Origin of the sequence: Bradyrhizobium sp. OAE829, from assembly GCF_040546575.1 — a bacterium.
GTDB lineage: Bacteria > Pseudomonadota > Alphaproteobacteria > Rhizobiales > Xanthobacteraceae > Bradyrhizobium.
Genome location: NZ_JBEPOE010000001.1, coordinates 2,109,877 through 2,125,033, shown reverse-complemented (window position 1 = coordinate 2,125,033; position 15,157 = coordinate 2,109,877). Strand labels below are relative to the sequence as shown.

At 64.2% G+C, this 15,157-nt stretch carries 13 protein-coding genes and 1 other RNA gene; 8 read left to right on the top strand and 6 right to left on the bottom strand.

The annotated features are described in order from the left end of the window. Window positions 1-96 precede the first annotated feature (96 nt). Window positions 97-3,819, top strand: a complete 3,723-nt coding sequence (locus tag ABIE49_RS10265; protein ID WP_192738004.1) for an AsmA family protein — start codon at window positions 97-99, stop codon at window positions 3,817-3,819. Here the strand turns inward: ABIE49_RS10265 and ABIE49_RS10260 are convergent. After that, entirely contained in the window at window positions 3,816-5,390 is a 1,575-nt protein-coding gene (locus ABIE49_RS10260; RefSeq protein ID WP_192738003.1) for an ABC-F family ATP-binding cassette domain-containing protein, read from the bottom strand. The two genes, ABIE49_RS10265 and ABIE49_RS10260, sit on opposite strands and share 4 nt — an antisense overlap. A 245-nt stretch (window positions 5,391-5,635) precedes the next feature. Here ABIE49_RS10260 and ABIE49_RS10255 point away from each other — a divergent pair, with 245 nt between their 5' ends. Further along, entirely contained in the window at window positions 5,636-6,229 is a 594-nt protein-coding gene (locus ABIE49_RS10255; protein ID WP_354066740.1) for a tetratricopeptide repeat protein, read from the top strand. Window positions 6,230-6,307: 78 nt separating this feature from the next. On the opposite strand, the gene ABIE49_RS10250 is transcribed toward ABIE49_RS10255, so the two are convergent. The 5 genes from ABIE49_RS10250 to ssrA form a co-directional block, all read right to left on the bottom strand. After that, window positions 6,308-6,568, bottom strand: coding sequence for a ribbon-helix-helix domain-containing protein (locus ABIE49_RS10250; protein WP_192738002.1), 261 nt, complete (start codon window positions 6,566-6,568; stop codon window positions 6,308-6,310). Next, the gene (locus ABIE49_RS10245) at window positions 6,565-6,753 is read right to left on the bottom strand and encodes a DUF4169 family protein (RefSeq protein ID WP_192738001.1); all 189 of its coding nucleotides are present in this window, start codon (window positions 6,751-6,753) and stop codon (window positions 6,565-6,567) included. Before ABIE49_RS10245 ends, ABIE49_RS10250 begins: the two co-directional genes overlap by 4 nt. A 275-nt stretch (window positions 6,754-7,028) precedes the next feature. Next, a complete protein-coding gene (gene fumC, locus ABIE49_RS10240; RefSeq protein ID WP_192738000.1) occupies window positions 7,029-8,447 on the bottom strand; it encodes a class II fumarate hydratase in 1,419 nt (472 codons plus the stop codon). A gap of 79 nt (window positions 8,448-8,526) precedes the next feature. Continuing rightward, the gene (locus ABIE49_RS10235; RefSeq protein ID WP_192737999.1) at window positions 8,527-9,054 is read right to left on the bottom strand and encodes an SspB family protein; all 528 of its coding nucleotides are present in this window, start codon (window positions 9,052-9,054) and stop codon (window positions 8,527-8,529) included. A gap of 224 nt (window positions 9,055-9,278) precedes the next feature. After that, window positions 9,279-9,636, bottom strand: a transfer-messenger RNA (tmRNA) gene (gene ssrA / locus ABIE49_RS10230). Window positions 9,637-9,714: 78 nt separating this feature from the next. Here ssrA and ABIE49_RS10225 point away from each other — a divergent pair. The 6 genes from ABIE49_RS10225 (at window position 9,715) to ABIE49_RS10200 (ending at window position 15,155) form a co-directional block, all read left to right on the top strand. Then, on the top strand, window positions 9,715-10,335 hold the full coding sequence (locus ABIE49_RS10225) for a chromate transporter (RefSeq protein WP_192737998.1): 621 nt from the start codon (window positions 9,715-9,717) through the stop codon (window positions 10,333-10,335). After that, window positions 10,332-10,865, top strand: coding sequence for a chromate transporter (locus ABIE49_RS10220; protein WP_192737997.1), 534 nt, complete (start codon window positions 10,332-10,334; stop codon window positions 10,863-10,865). Before ABIE49_RS10225 ends, ABIE49_RS10220 begins: the two co-directional genes overlap by 4 nt. 105 nt (window positions 10,866-10,970) lie before the next feature. After that, the gene (locus tag ABIE49_RS10215; RefSeq protein ID WP_192737996.1) at window positions 10,971-11,471 is read left to right on the top strand and encodes a tripartite tricarboxylate transporter TctB family protein; all 501 of its coding nucleotides are present in this window, start codon (window positions 10,971-10,973) and stop codon (window positions 11,469-11,471) included. Between the two features lie 7 nt (window positions 11,472-11,478). After that, window positions 11,479-13,044, top strand: coding sequence for a tripartite tricarboxylate transporter permease (locus tag ABIE49_RS10210; RefSeq protein WP_192737995.1), 1,566 nt, complete (start codon window positions 11,479-11,481; stop codon window positions 13,042-13,044). A gap of 128 nt (window positions 13,045-13,172) precedes the next feature. Next, window positions 13,173-14,159, top strand: coding sequence for a tripartite tricarboxylate transporter substrate binding protein BugD (locus ABIE49_RS10205; RefSeq protein ID WP_192737994.1), 987 nt, complete (start codon window positions 13,173-13,175; stop codon window positions 14,157-14,159). A gap of 201 nt (window positions 14,160-14,360) precedes the next feature. Continuing rightward, a complete protein-coding gene (locus ABIE49_RS10200; protein ID WP_192737993.1) occupies window positions 14,361-15,155 on the top strand; it encodes a thymidylate synthase in 795 nt (264 codons plus the stop codon). Window positions 15,156-15,157: the final 2 nt, after the last annotated feature.

Here is a 15,157-nt window from a genome sequence, read left to right as displayed (position 1 = left end):
CTGTGACTTCGCCATACTTCTCTCTATATATTGGGCTGCTCCGGCCCTGAGTTCGCGTGGCGCGGTCTGTGCCGGAGCGGTTCATGGGGAGACACCGTGCAGACGACGCTGCTCGGCCTGGCAATCGCCTTTATCATTGCGCTGGTGGCCGCGCTTGTCGGGCCGTATTTCATCGACTGGAATCAATTTCGGCCGCAATTCGAGGCCGAGGCGAGCCGGATCGTCGGCGCGCCGGTGCGCGTCGGCGGCAAGCTCGACGCGCGGCTGCTGCCGGCGCCGTCGTTGCAACTGCGCGCCGTGACGGTCGGCGGCGCCAACGATCTCGGCAAGGTGCGCGCCGACAAGCTCGACGTCGAATTCAGCCTGGGTTCGCTGATGCGCGGCGAAGTGCGCGCCACCGAGCTCTCCATCAACGGCATGTCGCTCGATCTCGGGCTCGATCCAAAGGGCCGGATCGACTGGCCGGCCTCGACCGGAACGCTCAATCCGGGCTCGCTGGCGATCGATCGGCTCAATCTCACCGGCCGGATCGCGCTGCACGACTCCGCCGGCCGCAGCACCCTCGAACTGAACGACATCGCCTTTTCCGGCGATGTGCGTTCACTGGCGGGCTCGATCCGTGGCGACGGCAATTTCGTGCTGTCGGGCACGCGCTATCCGTTTCGGGTTTCTTCCGGCCAGACCGCCGACGGCAACGGCACCCGTGTCCATCTGAACATCGATCCCGGCCCGAACACGCTCTCGGCCGATCTCGACGGCATATTGTCTTTCGAGACGCGGGCGCCGCGTTTCGACGGCACGATGGTATTGGCGAGTCCGCCCCGCCCCAAGGCCGGCGACTTCGATACGTCGCCGCCATCCTGGCGTGTCAGCTCCCGGGTCAAGGCCGATTATTCAACCGCGCGGCTCGATGCGCTCGAAGTGACGTATGGCGCGGACGAACGCGCGCTGAAACTGGCGGGCAATGGCGACATGCGCTTCGGCGGCTCGCCGCTGCTGCGGGCTTCGCTCGTCGCGCGCCAGCTTGATGCCGACAGATTCTTCGCCAAGGACAGCAAGGGCGCCGGCGCCACCGAGCCGGTCAGCGTGCTGCCTGCGGTGCGCGCGCTGATGTCGGGCCTTCCGCAAGTCCCGATCGCGGCGCAGATCGGATTAGCCTCCGAGCAGGTGATGCTGGGCGGCCGTCCGTTGCAGGACATCGCTGCCGAACTGCATGGCGATGCGAAATCCTGGAGCGTACGCAAGCTGGAGTTTCGCGCGCCGGGCACGACGCGGGTCTCGCTGAGCGAGGCGATCGCAAAAGGCGCGTCGCCGGATCAGTTCAAGGCCGCGCTCAACGTCGAATCGTCGGATCCCGACGCGTTGATGACCTGGCTGCAGGGCCGCGGCGACATCGGCTTTCGCAGCCAGAAGCCGTTGCGGCTGCGCGGCGACGTCACCATCGCGCCGGATGGATTTGCCATCGATGCGATGAAGGCCGAGATCGATGGCGGCGCCGTTGAAGGCCGTATCGCGGTGTCACACCGGCAGCCAGGCAGCGGCTCGAAGATCACGGCGGAGTTGAAGGCCGAGCGCCTCGACCTCGATGCGGCCACGGCATTGGCGCGTTCGCTGGCCGGCCCGCAGGCCGAATGGCCGGACGAAGGGCGGCTGTCTCTGGATATCGGCCGCGCCATTTCAGCCGGCCAGGAGTTGCGGCCGCTGGTGGCCAGGCTTGGTTATGGACCGAAGGCGTTTTCGCTCGACCAGTTGAACATTGGTCAGCCTGACAAGGTCGCGCTGGAAGGCATCGGCCGTTTCGATCGCTTCGCTTCGATAGGGAAGCTGGAACTTCATTCGACGGCGTCGTCGTTTGGCCAGATCACCGCGCTGGTGGCGCCGTTTGCGCCGTCGCTGGCTGCGCGGCTTAACGCGATGGGGGCGAGCCCAGGGCCAGCGCGCGTCAAATTTGCGCTCGAACTCAACAAGAGCGCCGGGCAGGCCGATCTTGCCAACGCACGCGCGGTGGTCGACATCGATTCGCCGCAGCTCAAGGGGATCACCACCATCACCGCAAAGCCGGCAGTGACGGCGATCCAGGGCATCGACTTGCAGGCGCTCGGGCGCAGCGAGGTCGGCATCGAGTCGAAGATGTCGTCGGGGCAGGGCCGTGCCTTGCTGGCGCTGTTCGGGCTGGATCGCGCGATGACCGCCGCCGACGGCCCGGCGCAATTCGAAGGTTCGGCGACGGGGGCATGGGGTGGATCGCTGCGGCTCAAGGCGAAGATCTCCGGAAAGGGGTTGGACGCCGTTGCCGACGGTACGGCGGAGCCATGGGCGCAGGAGGCGAAGGGCAGTTTCTCCCTGAAAGTTCGCAGTGCCGATTTCGGGCCGCTGCTCGACCTCAAGCCGACGGACACGCTGGCACAGAATATCGGGCTATCCTCGCGCGTGTCGCTCGCAGGCAACAAGCTCACGTTCGACGATCTCGACAGCAGCATTGCCGGTTCACGGCTGCGCGGACACGTCGCGATTACCCTGGGCGATGAAAAAAATATCGAAGGTGAAATCGGCCTCGACCAAATTGCGCTGGCGCCGGCCTTTTCGTTGGCGATGGGGGCTGCCGGACACGATGCGGCGGAGCCGCTGACCGCGGGGCTGGTCAAGGGTTGGAGCGGCAAGGTCGCATTCCAGGCATTGCGTGGCTTGCTGCCGGGCGGCAGCGAATTGCAGCCGGTGAGCGGGATTGTGAAGGGCGACGGCCAGTCGCTGACCTTCGATTCCATCAAGGGCAAGATCGGCGGCGGCGAGGCCACGGCCACGATCGACGCCAGGCAGGGTCCAAATGGCATTGCGCTGAACGCGAGCGTGCAGCTCGTTAGCGTCGATGGCACGGCGCTGCGCTATCGCAATCTCGCGATGCCCGCGGGCCGCGCGTCGCTGCAGATGGCGTTGGCAAGCCAGGGCCGCAGCGCGGCGGCGCTGACCGGCGCACTCTCCGGCAGCGGAACCGTGACACTGGAATCCGCAAGGATTGCCGGGCTCGATCCGCGCGCCTTTGAGGTGGCGGTTCGCGCCAGCGATGGCGGCCAGGCCAAGGACGATGCGCGGCTGAAGCAAATCGTCGAACCGGCGCTGCTGGCCGGCGCATTGTCGGTCGGCTCGGCGCAAATCCCGTTCAACATCCGGGATGGCCGGCTGCGCGTCGGCGCCACCACGCTCGACGCCAATGGCGTGCGCGCCACCGTCTCCGGCGGCTATGACATTCCGGCCGACCAGGCCGACATCCGCGCCGCGCTGGCGCTGACCATGGTGGGACCCGCGACCGGCCGCCCCGAAATTCAATTGTTCGCCGTGGGCACGCCCGATGCGCTCAACCGCAGCGTCGACGTGACGGCGTTGTCGTCCTGGCTGGCGGTGCGGACGATCGATCACGAAACACGAAGGCTGGATGCGATCGAGCGTGGCGAACCGCCGCCGCCGATGCCGGCGCCGATATCGTTGCCGCCGGATGCGGTGGTGCCGTTAGCGCCGGAAGCGGCGTCGCCGAGCGAGGCGCTGTCGCCAGTGCCGGTGCCCGGCCGCGATCCGCGCCGGCCGCCAGCAGCGAAGCCAAAGGCCGCCGCACCGCCGCGCCCGCCGGCGCCGATTGCGACGGCACCTGCGCCCGCGCCCGCACCGGTCACGACCCAGCAACAGGTTGCACCGCTGCCGCCGCCGATCGAAGTCAGGCCAGCGCCCGGTGCTGCGCCTGTAGCAAGGCCAAAGCCGAAGCCGCCGCTGTCGCTGACGCCGCAGGTCGCCAATCCACCGCCGCGGCCGGCCCTGCAGAATAACTAGAGCACTATCTCGCGCTGGATTCCGATCGACTGCAGGAACGCCTGATCGTGGCTGATCACGATCAGCGCGCCGTCGAAACCCTTCAACGCAGCTTCCAGTTCCTCGATCGAGGCGAGATCGAGGTGATTGGTCGGCTCATCCAGCAGCAGCATGAAGGGCGGTTGAGGTCTTGCGAACACGCAGGCCATTCCCGCGCGCAGCCGCTCGCCGCCGGACAGCGTGCCGGCGATTTGCAGCGCCGCGCGGTTGCGGAAGGCAAAGCGGGCGAGGGCGGCGTGCGTCTCGTTGCCGGTCAGCTCCGGATTGAGGCGGCGGAGATTGTCGAGGATCGATGAAGCCGGATCGAGCAGCCCGACATGCTGGTCGAGCACGGCGATGCGATCGGTCAGGCGGGTTATGTCGCCGCTCACCGCGGTCAGTTCGCCCGTGATCAGGCGGAACAGCGTGGTCTTGCCGGAGCCGTTGGCGCCACGGATCGCGATCCGCTCGGGCCCGCGCGCTTCGAACGACAGCGGGCCGAACAAAGCGCGGCCTTCAAAGGACATCATCACGTCCCTGAAGGCGATGAGCTCACGCCCGCCGGGCAGGTTGGTTTCGGGCAGGTCGATCGCGAGCGGCGTCAGGACTTCCACTTTGGCGCGGGCCTCTTCAAGCGCGTCGGTGCGGTCGCCGAGCAGGCGATCGGCAAGACGACCCTCGCGGGTGCTGCTCGCTTCCGCGATCTGCTTTTGGGCACCCAACAATATCCTTGCCTGGCTGCCCGAGCGTGCGTAGGCGCGGCCGACGCTGTCGCGGCGTGCCTTCTTCTCGCGTGCCTTCTGGATCGAGCGTTCGGTGTCGCGCAGCGCGTCCGACGCGCGCTCGAGCTCGGCTCCCGCGCGTGCCCGGGCGGCATCGCGCGCCTCGGCGAAGCTGGACCACGCGCCGCCAAACACGGCAATGCCAACCGGCGTCAGTTCGACGATGCGGTCGACGCGCTCCAGCAGCGCGCGGTCATGGCTGGCGACGAGCGCGCCGCCCTGCCAGCGTTCGAGCAGTTGCGCCACCGCTTGCCGTCCATCGGCGTCGAGATTGTTGGTGGGCTCATCGAGCAACAGCAAGTCCGGCGCCTCGATCAAGAGGCGCGCCAGCGCGACGCGCGTTCGTTCGCCGCCGCTCAGCGAGGCGACCGCGCGATCGAGCGGCATCGCGGGCAGGCCGGTTTCGACCAGTGCGGTATGCAATCTCGCTTCCAGCGTCCAGTCGGCATCCGCGGCATCGTCGAGCGAGCCCTCGCCGCGTTCGAGACGGCGCAGGCGGGCGAGGGCGCCGGCAACACCGAGCGCTTGCGCGACCGTCTGCCGGTCATCCGCCAGCTGCGCGAGCATGCCGATCGTGCCGATGCGTTGCACGGATCCGCCGGCAGGTTCGCTCTCGCCTGCGATCAGGCGCAGCAGTGTGGATTTGCCGGAGCCGTTGCGGCCGACGAGCCCCGTCCGCTCGCGCCCGAGCGCAAGCGTCAGTCCGTCGAACAGTGGCCGTCCGTCAGGTGTATTGAGGGAAATCGAATCCAGAATGAGAAAGGCGGGCATGAAGAGCTTCCGAAATGGACAGGGATCGCGGCGCGGTGTGCATTGCGATGTCCATTGCTCTCTCCATGGGTCCGTGTGGCTGGATCGGCATTTCCTAGAAACTTGCCGGCCCCAAGGCAAGGGCGTCCACGCCGGTCTCTCCGATTTGTGAGGACGCCCCCGACGAAGCCGGGGAATGGACGGTGCAAAGCGGTGTTGAAGGTTACGGCTGGAGGAATTCCCACCCCCGAGAGCAGGAGGCGCGCGTGATCAAATCCGTGATCAGGTTAGCAACACTGGCAATGTCCTTGATGGCGCTGGCCGTCGCGTCACCGCCGGTTCCAGCCTTTGCCGCCGGAGGTGGCGGCGGCGCTGACTCCCCGATGGCAACGCCCCCGCCGCCGGAAACCAGGTCGGCGCCGCGGCCCGCCAGAAGCAGCACCCAAAAGGCCAAGAAGAAAGCCAAGGAAACCAGCCTCGGCGACCCCGCCTTTATCCAGGGCTATCGCGCAGCCTATGCGACGATCTATGACCGCAACGAGTATGCCGGCGCCATCGAGCAGCTGAAGGCGCTCGGCCACGACGATCATCCCAACGTGGCCAATCTGATCGGCTACTCCTATCGCAAGCTCGGCGACTACAAACTGTCGCAAGCCTGGTATGAGCGCGCGCTCAAGGCGGATCCGAACCACGTGCTGACCTGGCAGTATTACGGCCTCTGGCAGATCGAGCAGGGCAACCGTGATTCTGCGCAATATCATTTGAGCCGGATCGCTGCGATCTGCGGCACCGACTGCACGGAGTATCGTTCGCTCGCGGCCGCGCTTGAGAAGCCGCCCGGTTCGAGCCTCGTCTATTGAGGTGTGCGAGATGATCGCCGCGGGCGTATTCCCTTGCGAGAAGCGCCTGCGGCTAGTTCGAGCCCGACGTAATGCGTTCTAGCTTTGCGGTCTGGCCTCAGGAGCAACTGCGGCTGCCGGCATCGCGCGGGTGCGGAAATAGTCCAGCACGAACAGACGTATCGCCGAGGACAAATTGCCCTGCTGGCGGTTGCTGTCGATCTCGCCGACCAGTTCGGACAGCGTCATGTTCCGCAGGCCCGAGATTTCCTTCATGCCGTTCCAGAACGCCTCTTCGAGGCTGACGCTGGTCTTGTGGCCGGCGACTACGATCGAGCGCTTGACGACCGGCGACTTCATGATGCGTCTCCGCCGTCGATGCGATGTTGATCCAGCAAGTTCCCGGCGCGATCCTTCGCCTGCTCATCGAGCGCGCGTTCGGATTTGGTCCGGCCGAACCGCGCGCGGTTGGCGTCGGCCTGCTTGGCCGAGGCTTCGCGCTCGTTGCGCTTCTTGAAGCGCTTCAGGTTGACCACGTCCCCCATGCTCGCCTCCATCATCCGGCGACTTGAAGGTGTGAGAATCCGTTCCGTATGCAAACGTGATCACGCCGCGCGCGTGCAAAATCGATAGTCATCAGAATCCCCGTGTAGCGCTCTCTGATAGCATCAATAAATAAGTTTCGCTCTGCGAAAACCAAATAATTTGTGCTCGTACCATGTGTCCGCGAGATGGCGATAGATGAGCAAACTCATTCTTTGGGAGTTATGATCTATATCAAGTCATGCACGTCCGTAGTTTACCGGGGGGCGCGAGACCATTAGCCCGGGTGTGTCATCTTGTCAGGCTGAACCAGGCGATCGAACTCGGCCGCCGTTACGAACCCAAGCCGCACAGCCTCTTCTTTCAACGTGGTTCCGCGCGCATGCGCCGATTTGGCGACCTTGGCGGCGTTGTCGTAACCGATCTTGGGCGCGAGCGCCGTCACCAGCATCAGTGAACGCTCCATCAGATCGCGGATGCGCTTTTCGTCGGCGCGTATTCCCACCACGCAATGCTCGGTGAAGGAGCGAACCACGTCCGACAACAGTTGGATGGAATTCAACATACAATATGCCAGCACGGGCTTGTACACGTTCAGCTCGAAATGGCCCTGGCTGCCGGCGACGGTCACGGCGGTCTGGTTGCCGAACACCTGGCAGCAAACCATCGTCAGCGCTTCGCATTGGGTCGGGTTGACCTTGCCCGGCATGATCGACGACCCCGGTTCGTTTTCGGGCAGGATCAATTCGCCGAGGCCGGAGCGCGGGCCCGATCCCAAAAGGCGTATGTCGTTGGCGATCTTGAACAGGCCGGTCGCCACCGAGTTGATCGCGCCATGCACCAGCACATAGGCGTCGTTGGAAGCCAGCGCCTCGAACTTGTTGGCGGCACTCGTGAACGGCAGTTTTGTAATCTTGGCGACGTGCCTTGCGAATGTCCTCGCGAATTTCGGTTTCGAGTTGAGGCCGGTGCCCACCGCGGTGCCACCTTGCGCCAGCGGGAACAGATCCTTCACCGCCGCGCGCAGCCGTGCGATGCCGCTTTCCACCTGTGCGGCGTAGCCGGAAAATTCCTGACCCAGCGTCAGCGGCGTCGCATCCTGGGTATGGGTGCGGCCGATCTTGACGATCCTGGCGAACGCCTTTTCCTTCTTGCGCAGTTCGCGATGCAGTTCGCTCAGGGCCGGGATCAGATCGTCAATAATGCGTCCGGCAGCGGCGATATGCATTGCGGTCGGGAATGAATCATTCGACGACTGGCTCATATTAACGTGATCGTTGGGATGAACCGGCTTCTTGGCGCCGAGTTCGCCGCCGAGCATCTGGTTGGCGCGGTTGCCGATCACCTCGTTGAGATTCATGTTGGTCTGGGTGCCCGAACCGGTTTGCCAGACCACCAGCGGAAAATGATCGTCGAGCTTGCCTTCGATCACCTCGCGCGCGGCGCGGGTGATGGCGGTGGCGCGGCGCGCGTCGAGCAGGCCGAGATCACGGTTGGTCTGCGCGGCGGCGAGCTTGACGATGCCGAGCGCATGGACCAGCGCGGTCGGCATGCGGTCATGGCCAATGCGGAAATTCTGCCGCGAGCGCTCGGTCTGCGCGCCCCAATAGCGATCGGCGGGGACGTCAATGGGCCCGAAACTGTCGGTTTCGCTGCGGGTGGATTTGGATCGCTTGGGTGTCGCTGGTCGGGCCATCAATGAATTCCGTTGCGCGTGGATGCGGAACGGTCATTCTAGCGCGCCGCGGGTTTTCCCGCGCGTAGATTGTCTCCAGTTATTTCTTGCGGAAACGATCCAGCCGCACCACTTCCGCGCCCTCGCTCGGCTTGGCCGGCTCATCCTTGCTCTCGTCCTTGCTTTCGGCGGCTGTAGCCGGTGCAGGAACGGACAGGCTGGGGGCCGCGGGAACGGCGGGCAGGTTGGCGGTGGGCGTTTCGGCAGCCTCGTCGGATGGCTCGAATTGCAGCCCGAACTTCACCGAGGGATCGAGGAAGCTCTTGATCGCCGCGAACGGAACGACCAGCCGCTCGGGGATGCCGCCGAACGACAGGCCGACCTCGAAGCGATCCTCGCTCACCACCAGATCCCAGAACTGGTGCTGCAGGATGATGGTCATCTCTTCCGGATATTGCGCCAGCAGCCGCGGCGACAGTTTGACGCCGTCGGCGGTGGACAGGAAGGTGATGAAGAAATGATGCTCGCCGGGCAGGCCGTGTTCGGCAGCGTCGGTCAGCACGCGGCGCAGCACCCCGCGCAGCGCGTCGCGCGCCAGCACGTCATAACGGATGTGGTCGGTCGCCATGGTGGTCCTGTCAGGTTGAGATGGGTGGCACTGCCGGTCGCCCGACTCGCCATTTTGACCCATGCTACCCCGGCGGGGGCCGCAGGTCAGCAGGCGTCATGGATCGAATTTCCGGCAGTAGCGTTCCGCCGAGCGGCAAATCGCAAGAAAACGGCAAGAAAACCGGCAAGAAAACTTAGAAGAAAACTTAGAAGAAAACTCACAGGAAAAGCACGAGCAAATAAAGTGGAGGCTTCTGTTGCCAGGTGCCTCCGAACCCCGCCTAGCGGAGCTTAACCCACTAGGACTTCAGACTTGGTTTTTCAAACTGCGTTACGCAGCCTGAGCAACCGGAGCATAGTTGTCGTTTGCAACTATTGCATAGCCCGATAACGGCGGAACCATACCGAGAAAAAACACGCCCTTTACGCCCTCGTCGATCCTGTTTCGCCCCCGCCGAAACCCGCCTTCAGGGGGTGGGCTTGGGTGGAGGCGCCGGGTACTGCCCCCGGGTCCGAATGGTTTATTGCGACGGCAATTTATTTCCATAGCCGGCGAACCGGCACCCCTAATATAGGGGGCAAAAGCTGAGAAAAATAGTGCCGGGATAGGCGTGGAAAGCGCGGGAACCGGCCGAATTGGGATTGGCCCTGGCGGCGCCGCCGTTCTAGGTTTTGGATCATGAAATCCCCGGCTTCGGAATCCCCGCCGGCCGCCGTTCCGGCGCCGGACCTTCCTGCATCGCACCCGCCAAACCAGCCCGGTCTGCTCGAGCTGTTCGTGGCGTTCGCCAAAATGTCGCTGGCCGGCTTCGGCGGGGTGCTGGTCTGGGCCCGGCGCGGCATCGTCGACCAGCACCGGTGGATGACGGCGGAAGAATTCAACGAGACCTTCGCGCTGTGCCATTTTCTGCCAGGGCCCAATATCGTCAACCTGTCGGTCGTGTTCGGCTCGCGCTTTCGTGGCGTTGCCGGCGGCATCGCGGCCTTTGCCGGGCTGGTCGGCCCGCCCATGGTGATCGCCACGATCCTCGCGGCGCTGTACGCGCGCTACGGCGAGATCGACGCGCTGCGGCGGATCCTGGCCGGCGTCTCCTGCGCGGCGGTCGGGCTTCTGATAGCCGTCGTCTTCAAGATGATGATGCCGCTGATCAAAAAGCGCGACCTGGTCGGGCTCGTGATCCTGCTCGCGGTTTTCATTGCCATCGGCCTGCTGCGGCTGCCGCTGCAGACGGTGCTGCTGGTGGCGGTCCCGCTCAGCCTCGGCATCACCTATTTTCTGCGCCAGCGGGTGGCCGCATGAATTCGGACGGCAATCCGATTTCAACGCTCGTTTGGACTTTCGGTTTGATGTCGCTGTTTGCGGTTGGTGGCGCGAATTCGGCCATACCCGAGATGCACCGGCTCGCGGTCGACGTTCACCACTGGATGAATGACAAGCAATTCGCCGACATCTTCGCCATCTCCCAGCTCTCGCCGGGGCCGAACGTGCTGATCGTGACCCTGATCGGCTATTCCGTCGCCGGGGTGGCCGGTGCGCTGGCGGCGACCCTGGCGATGTGCGGCCCGACCGCCGTCCTTGCCTATTATGTGAGCCGCCTTTTGCAGCGGTCGAGCCAATCCCGCTGGCCCGCCATTATCCAGGCGGCCCTTGTTCCGCTTTCGATCGGCCTGATGGGCGCCAGTGGCCTGATTTTGGCGCTGACATCGGACCTTAGCTGGGTGGCCAGCTTGATTACGGCGGCCGCCGCGGTCCTGGCCTTTGCGACGCGGCTCAATCCGGTCTGGATATTGCTGGCCGGAGGTGCTTTGGGTTTTGCTGGCGTTATCTGAGGAAAATCGCTAGGCAAGACCTTGGGACTGTGCACAAACGCCATCCAATCAGAAACGCCATCCAATCAGAACGGGCGGGAAGCCCTGTCGGGGGGAGAGATATCGATGAGTGATACGCCGAGCCACGGGCCGGTCAAATCGATCATGCCGAAATGGGTTCGCGGCCCGCAGGACTTCGTCGGCGGTGTCGCGCTGATCGCGATCGCGCTGTTCGCCCTGTGGGCGTCGAGCGATTTGCAGGGCATGCGGGGGTTCTCGTTCGGGGCCGGAACTGCGCCGCGCATGTTCGCCTATCTGTTGCTTGGCCTCGGCGTTGCGGTGATGGTCGTCGGCCTCCTCACCGAGGGCGTGCACCTGGCGAAATACCACTGGCGCGGCCCGCTGTTCGTATCGCTGGCGATCCTGTCCTTTGCGCTCATGATCCGCCCGATGGGCCTGATCGTCACGGCGTTCTCGAGCTTCCTGATCGCGGCATTGGGCACTCCGGAAACGAAATGGACGGAAACCATCATCGTCGCCGTGTGCCTGACGGCGTTCTGCAGCCTGTTGTTTCCCTACGCGCTGGGTCTGCCCTTGCAGATGCTGCCCAAATTTATGATCCGGTGAGGGTGTGATGGGTGACGTTTTTTCAAACCTTGGCCTCGGCTTCGGCGTCGTATTCCAGCTGGTGCAGTGGACCCCCGCTTTTCTCGGCGGCGTGTCCATTCCCATTCCCGTCAACATTCTGCTCTGCCTGATTGGTGCACTGGTCGGAACGCTGGTCGGCGTGCTGCCGGGCATCGGCACCATCGCCACGGTCGCCATGCTGCTGCCGATCACCTTCGGCCTGCCGCCGGTCGGCGCGCTGATCATGCTCGCCGGCATCTACTACGGTGCGCAATATGGCGGTTCGACCACCTCGATCCTGGTCAACATTCCGGGCGAGGCGGGCTCCGTGGTGACCGCGCTCGACGGTTTTCAGATGGCCAAGAAGGGACGCGCAGGTCCGGCACTGGCGATCGCGGCGATCGGCTCGTTCTTTGCCGGCTGCGTCGCGACCGTCCTGATCGCCGTGTTGGGTGCGCCACTCACAAAACTCGCGCTGGCGTTCGGGCCGGCCGAATATTTCTCGCTGATGGTGCTCGGCCTGATCTTCGCGGTGGTGCTCGCCAAGGGCTCGGTGCTGAAGGCGATCGCGATGATCGTGTTCGGCCTGCTGCTGTCGATGGTCGGGTCCGACATCGAGACCGGCGCATCGCGGATGGCCTTCAACATCCCCGAACTCGCCGACGGCCTCGGCTTTGCCACCGTCGCGATGGGCCTGTTCGGCTTCGCAGAGATCATCCGCAATCTCGATTCCGGCGGTGAACAAGACCGCCAGCTGGTGCAGCAGAAGGTCACCGGCCTGATGCCGACCAAGAAAGACCTGCTGGATTCCACGCCGGCGATCCTGCGTGGCACGGTCCTGGGATCGATCCTCGGCATTCTGCCGGGCGGCGGCGCGGTTATCGCATCCTTCGCCGCCTATACGCTGGAAAAGAAGGTATCGAAGCATCCGCAGAAATTCGGTCACGGCGTGATCGAGGGTGTCGCGGCGCCTGAAAGCGCCAACAACGCGGCGGCCCAGACCTCGTTCATCCCGCTATTGACGCTCGGCATCCCGCCGAACGCCGTCATGGCCTTGATGGTCGGCGCGATGACCATTCACGGCATCGTGCCGGGACCGCAGGTGATGCAGAAGCAGCCCGAACTCGTCTGGGGCATGATCGCTTCGATGTGGGTCGGCAATTTGATGCTGCTGATCATCAACCTGCCGTTGGTCGGAATCTGGGTGCGGCTGTTGCGCGTGCCCTATCGGCTGATGTTCCCCTCGATCGTGGTGTTCTGCGCGATCGGCATCTATTCGGTGAACAACGCGCCGACGGACGTGGTGCTGGCCGGCGTGTTCGGGCTGGTCGGATACTGGCTGATCAAGCATGATTTCGAGCCGGCGCCGCTGCTGCTCGGAATGGTGCTCGGACCGCTGATGGAGGAGAACCTGCGCCGGGCGCTTCTGATCTCGCGCGGTGACTGGTCAGTATTCCTGACGCGTCCGTTGTCGGCGGTGTTGATGGCTATCGCTGCAGGCCTGCTGGTGCTGGCGGTGCTGCCATCGCTGCGCAAGAAGCGCGATCAGGTGTTCGTGGAGTCCGAGAACTGACCTGGAACTGACCTGCGTCGGCTCGCCACAGCCCGAAGTCTACTCGACTTCGTTTGTTCTTTCGTGAAATGGAAGTGCCGGCCGATCGGGCCGGCATTTGCTTCAATGGCTTTAGCTGGGAGAATTAGATGAAACTATATGGTCGTCGCTCTGTGGCGGGTGGTTGCCTGGCCATCCTTGCCGGGCTGGTCGCGCTTGCCGCGCCGGCCCAGGCGCAAAGCTATCCGACGCGCAGCATCACCATGATCGTGCCGTTTGCGGCGGGTGGTCCGACCGACGTGATCGCGCGCATCGTCACCGGCCATATGGCGCAGACGCTCGGCCAGGCCATCATCATCGAAAACGTGGTCGGCGCCGGCGGCACCACCGCCACGACCCGCGCGTCGAAGGCCGCCAATGACGGCTATACGCTGATCACCGGGCACATGGGCACGCATGCGGCGTCGGTGCCGCTCTATCCCAAACTCGCCTATCATCCCGAGAAGGATTTCGAGCCGGTCGGGCTGCTCGCCGGCACGCCGATCCTGATCCTGGCGCGCAAGGATTTCGCGCCCAAGGACCTCAAGGAATTCATCGCCTACGTCAAGGCGAACGAAACCAAGGTCAACGCGGCGCATGCCGGCGTCGGGTCGGTCTCGAACGTGTCGTGCGAACTGCTGAACTCGGTGCTGGGGGTCAAGCCGGTCGGCGTGCCCTTCAACGGTACCGGACCTGCGATGAACGCGCTGGTGGCCGGGCAGGTCGATTACATGTGCGACCAGATCGTCAACGCCGTGCCGCAGATCAATGGCGGCACCATCAAGGCCTATGCGATTGCGACTGCCGAGCGCAATCCGTCGCTGCCCGATGTTCCGACCACCGCGGAGGCCGGCCTGCCGGCCTTCCAGGCCCAGGCGTGGAATGCGATTTTCGCGCCCAAGGGAACGCCGGCCCCGATCATCGCCAAGCTGAACGAGGCGATCGTCAAGGCGCTCAACGACGACAACGTCAAAAAGCGCCTGCTCGAACTCGGCAGCGTGATCCCGGGCCCCGCGGACCGCACGCCGGAAGCGCTGGCCGCACTGGTGAAGAGCGAGATCGCGAAGTGGACGCCGGTTCTCAAGCCGGCAGGTTGATCAATCGGATCAAGTAGATAGGTGAGGGGCGGAACGCAGGTTCCGCCCCTTGTTGTTTCACGGAAGGCGCATCATTTTTCCGGGTATAATCGGGGTGTCGCCGAATCGGTGCTGTCGATTGCCGCCTCCGGCCGCTAAATTCGCCTTCCCGAAAGGCTTGCGAAACCGACGCCAAGAAGGCTCCTTGATCAAGAAGACTCCATGAATCAGTACCACGACCTGCTCGAACGGATCCTCAGCGACGGCGCGGAGAAGCACGACCGCACCGGCACCGGCACGCTGTCGATCTTCGGTCACCAGATGCGCTTCAACTTGAGCGCCGGGTTTCCGATGCTGACCACCAAGCGGCTGCCGCTGAAGGCGATCGTGCACGAATTGCTGTGGTTTCTGGCCGGCGACACCAACATCAAATATCTCAGGGATAACGGCGTTTCGATCTGGGACGAATGGGCCGACGCCAATGGCGATCTCGGCCCGGTCTATGGCTCGCAATGGCGATCCTGGCCGGCGCCCGACGGCCGCCGCATCGACCAGATTTCCAATCTCATCGACATGATCAAGCGCAACCCGGATTCACGGCGCCTGATCGTGAGCGCGTGGAATCCGGCCGACGTCGACAAGATGGCGCTGCCGCCCTGTCACTGCCTGTTCCAGTTCTATGTCGCCAATGGCAAGCTGTCGTGCCAGCTCTACCAGCGCTCTGCCGACGTGTTCCTCGGCGTGCCCTTCAACATCGCGTCCTACGCGTTGCTGACGATGATGGTGGCGCAAGTGACGGGATTGAAGGCGGGCGATTTCGTACACTCGCTCGGCGATGCGCATCTGTATTCCAACCATCTCGAACAGGCCCGGCTGCAACTGACGCGACCGACGCGGCCGCTGCCGGTCATGAAGATCAATCCTGACGTCAAGGACATCTTCGCTTTCCGTTACGAGGACTTCGTGCTCGAAGGCTACGATCCGCACCCGCATATCAAAGCTGCGGTCGCGGTGTGAGC

What these genes read in the sequence shown, in the direction of transcription:
- ABIE49_RS10250 (WP_192738002.1), bottom strand. Translation starts at nt 6,568, where the DNA reads ATGAAGTCGCCGGTCGTCAAGCGCTCGATCGTAGTCGCCGGCCACAAG.
- ABIE49_RS10215 (WP_192737996.1), top strand. Translation starts at nt 10,971, where the DNA reads ATGAGTGATACGCCGAGCCACGGGCCGGTCAAATCGATCATGCCGAAA.
- ABIE49_RS10200 (WP_192737993.1), top strand. Translation starts at nt 14,361, where the DNA reads ATGAATCAGTACCACGACCTGCTCGAACGGATCCTCAGCGACGGCGCG.
- ABIE49_RS10205 (WP_192737994.1), top strand. Translation starts at nt 13,173, where the DNA reads ATGAAACTATATGGTCGTCGCTCTGTGGCGGGTGGTTGCCTGGCCATC.
- ABIE49_RS10225 (WP_192737998.1), top strand. Translation starts at nt 9,715, where the DNA reads ATGAAATCCCCGGCTTCGGAATCCCCGCCGGCCGCCGTTCCGGCGCCG.
- ABIE49_RS10220 (WP_192737997.1), top strand. Translation starts at nt 10,332, where the DNA reads ATGAATTCGGACGGCAATCCGATTTCAACGCTCGTTTGGACTTTCGGT.
- ABIE49_RS10210 (WP_192737995.1), top strand. Translation starts at nt 11,479, where the DNA reads ATGGGTGACGTTTTTTCAAACCTTGGCCTCGGCTTCGGCGTCGTATTC.
- ABIE49_RS10235 (WP_192737999.1), bottom strand. Translation starts at nt 9,054, where the DNA reads ATGGCGACCGACCACATCCGTTATGACGTGCTGGCGCGCGACGCGCTG.
- ABIE49_RS10245 (WP_192738001.1), bottom strand. Translation starts at nt 6,753, where the DNA reads ATGGGGGACGTGGTCAACCTGAAGCGCTTCAAGAAGCGCAACGAGCGC.
- ABIE49_RS10260 (WP_192738003.1), bottom strand. Translation starts at nt 5,390, where the DNA reads ATGCCCGCCTTTCTCATTCTGGATTCGATTTCCCTCAATACACCTGAC.
- fumC (WP_192738000.1), bottom strand. Translation starts at nt 8,447, where the DNA reads ATGGCCCGACCAGCGACACCCAAGCGATCCAAATCCACCCGCAGCGAA.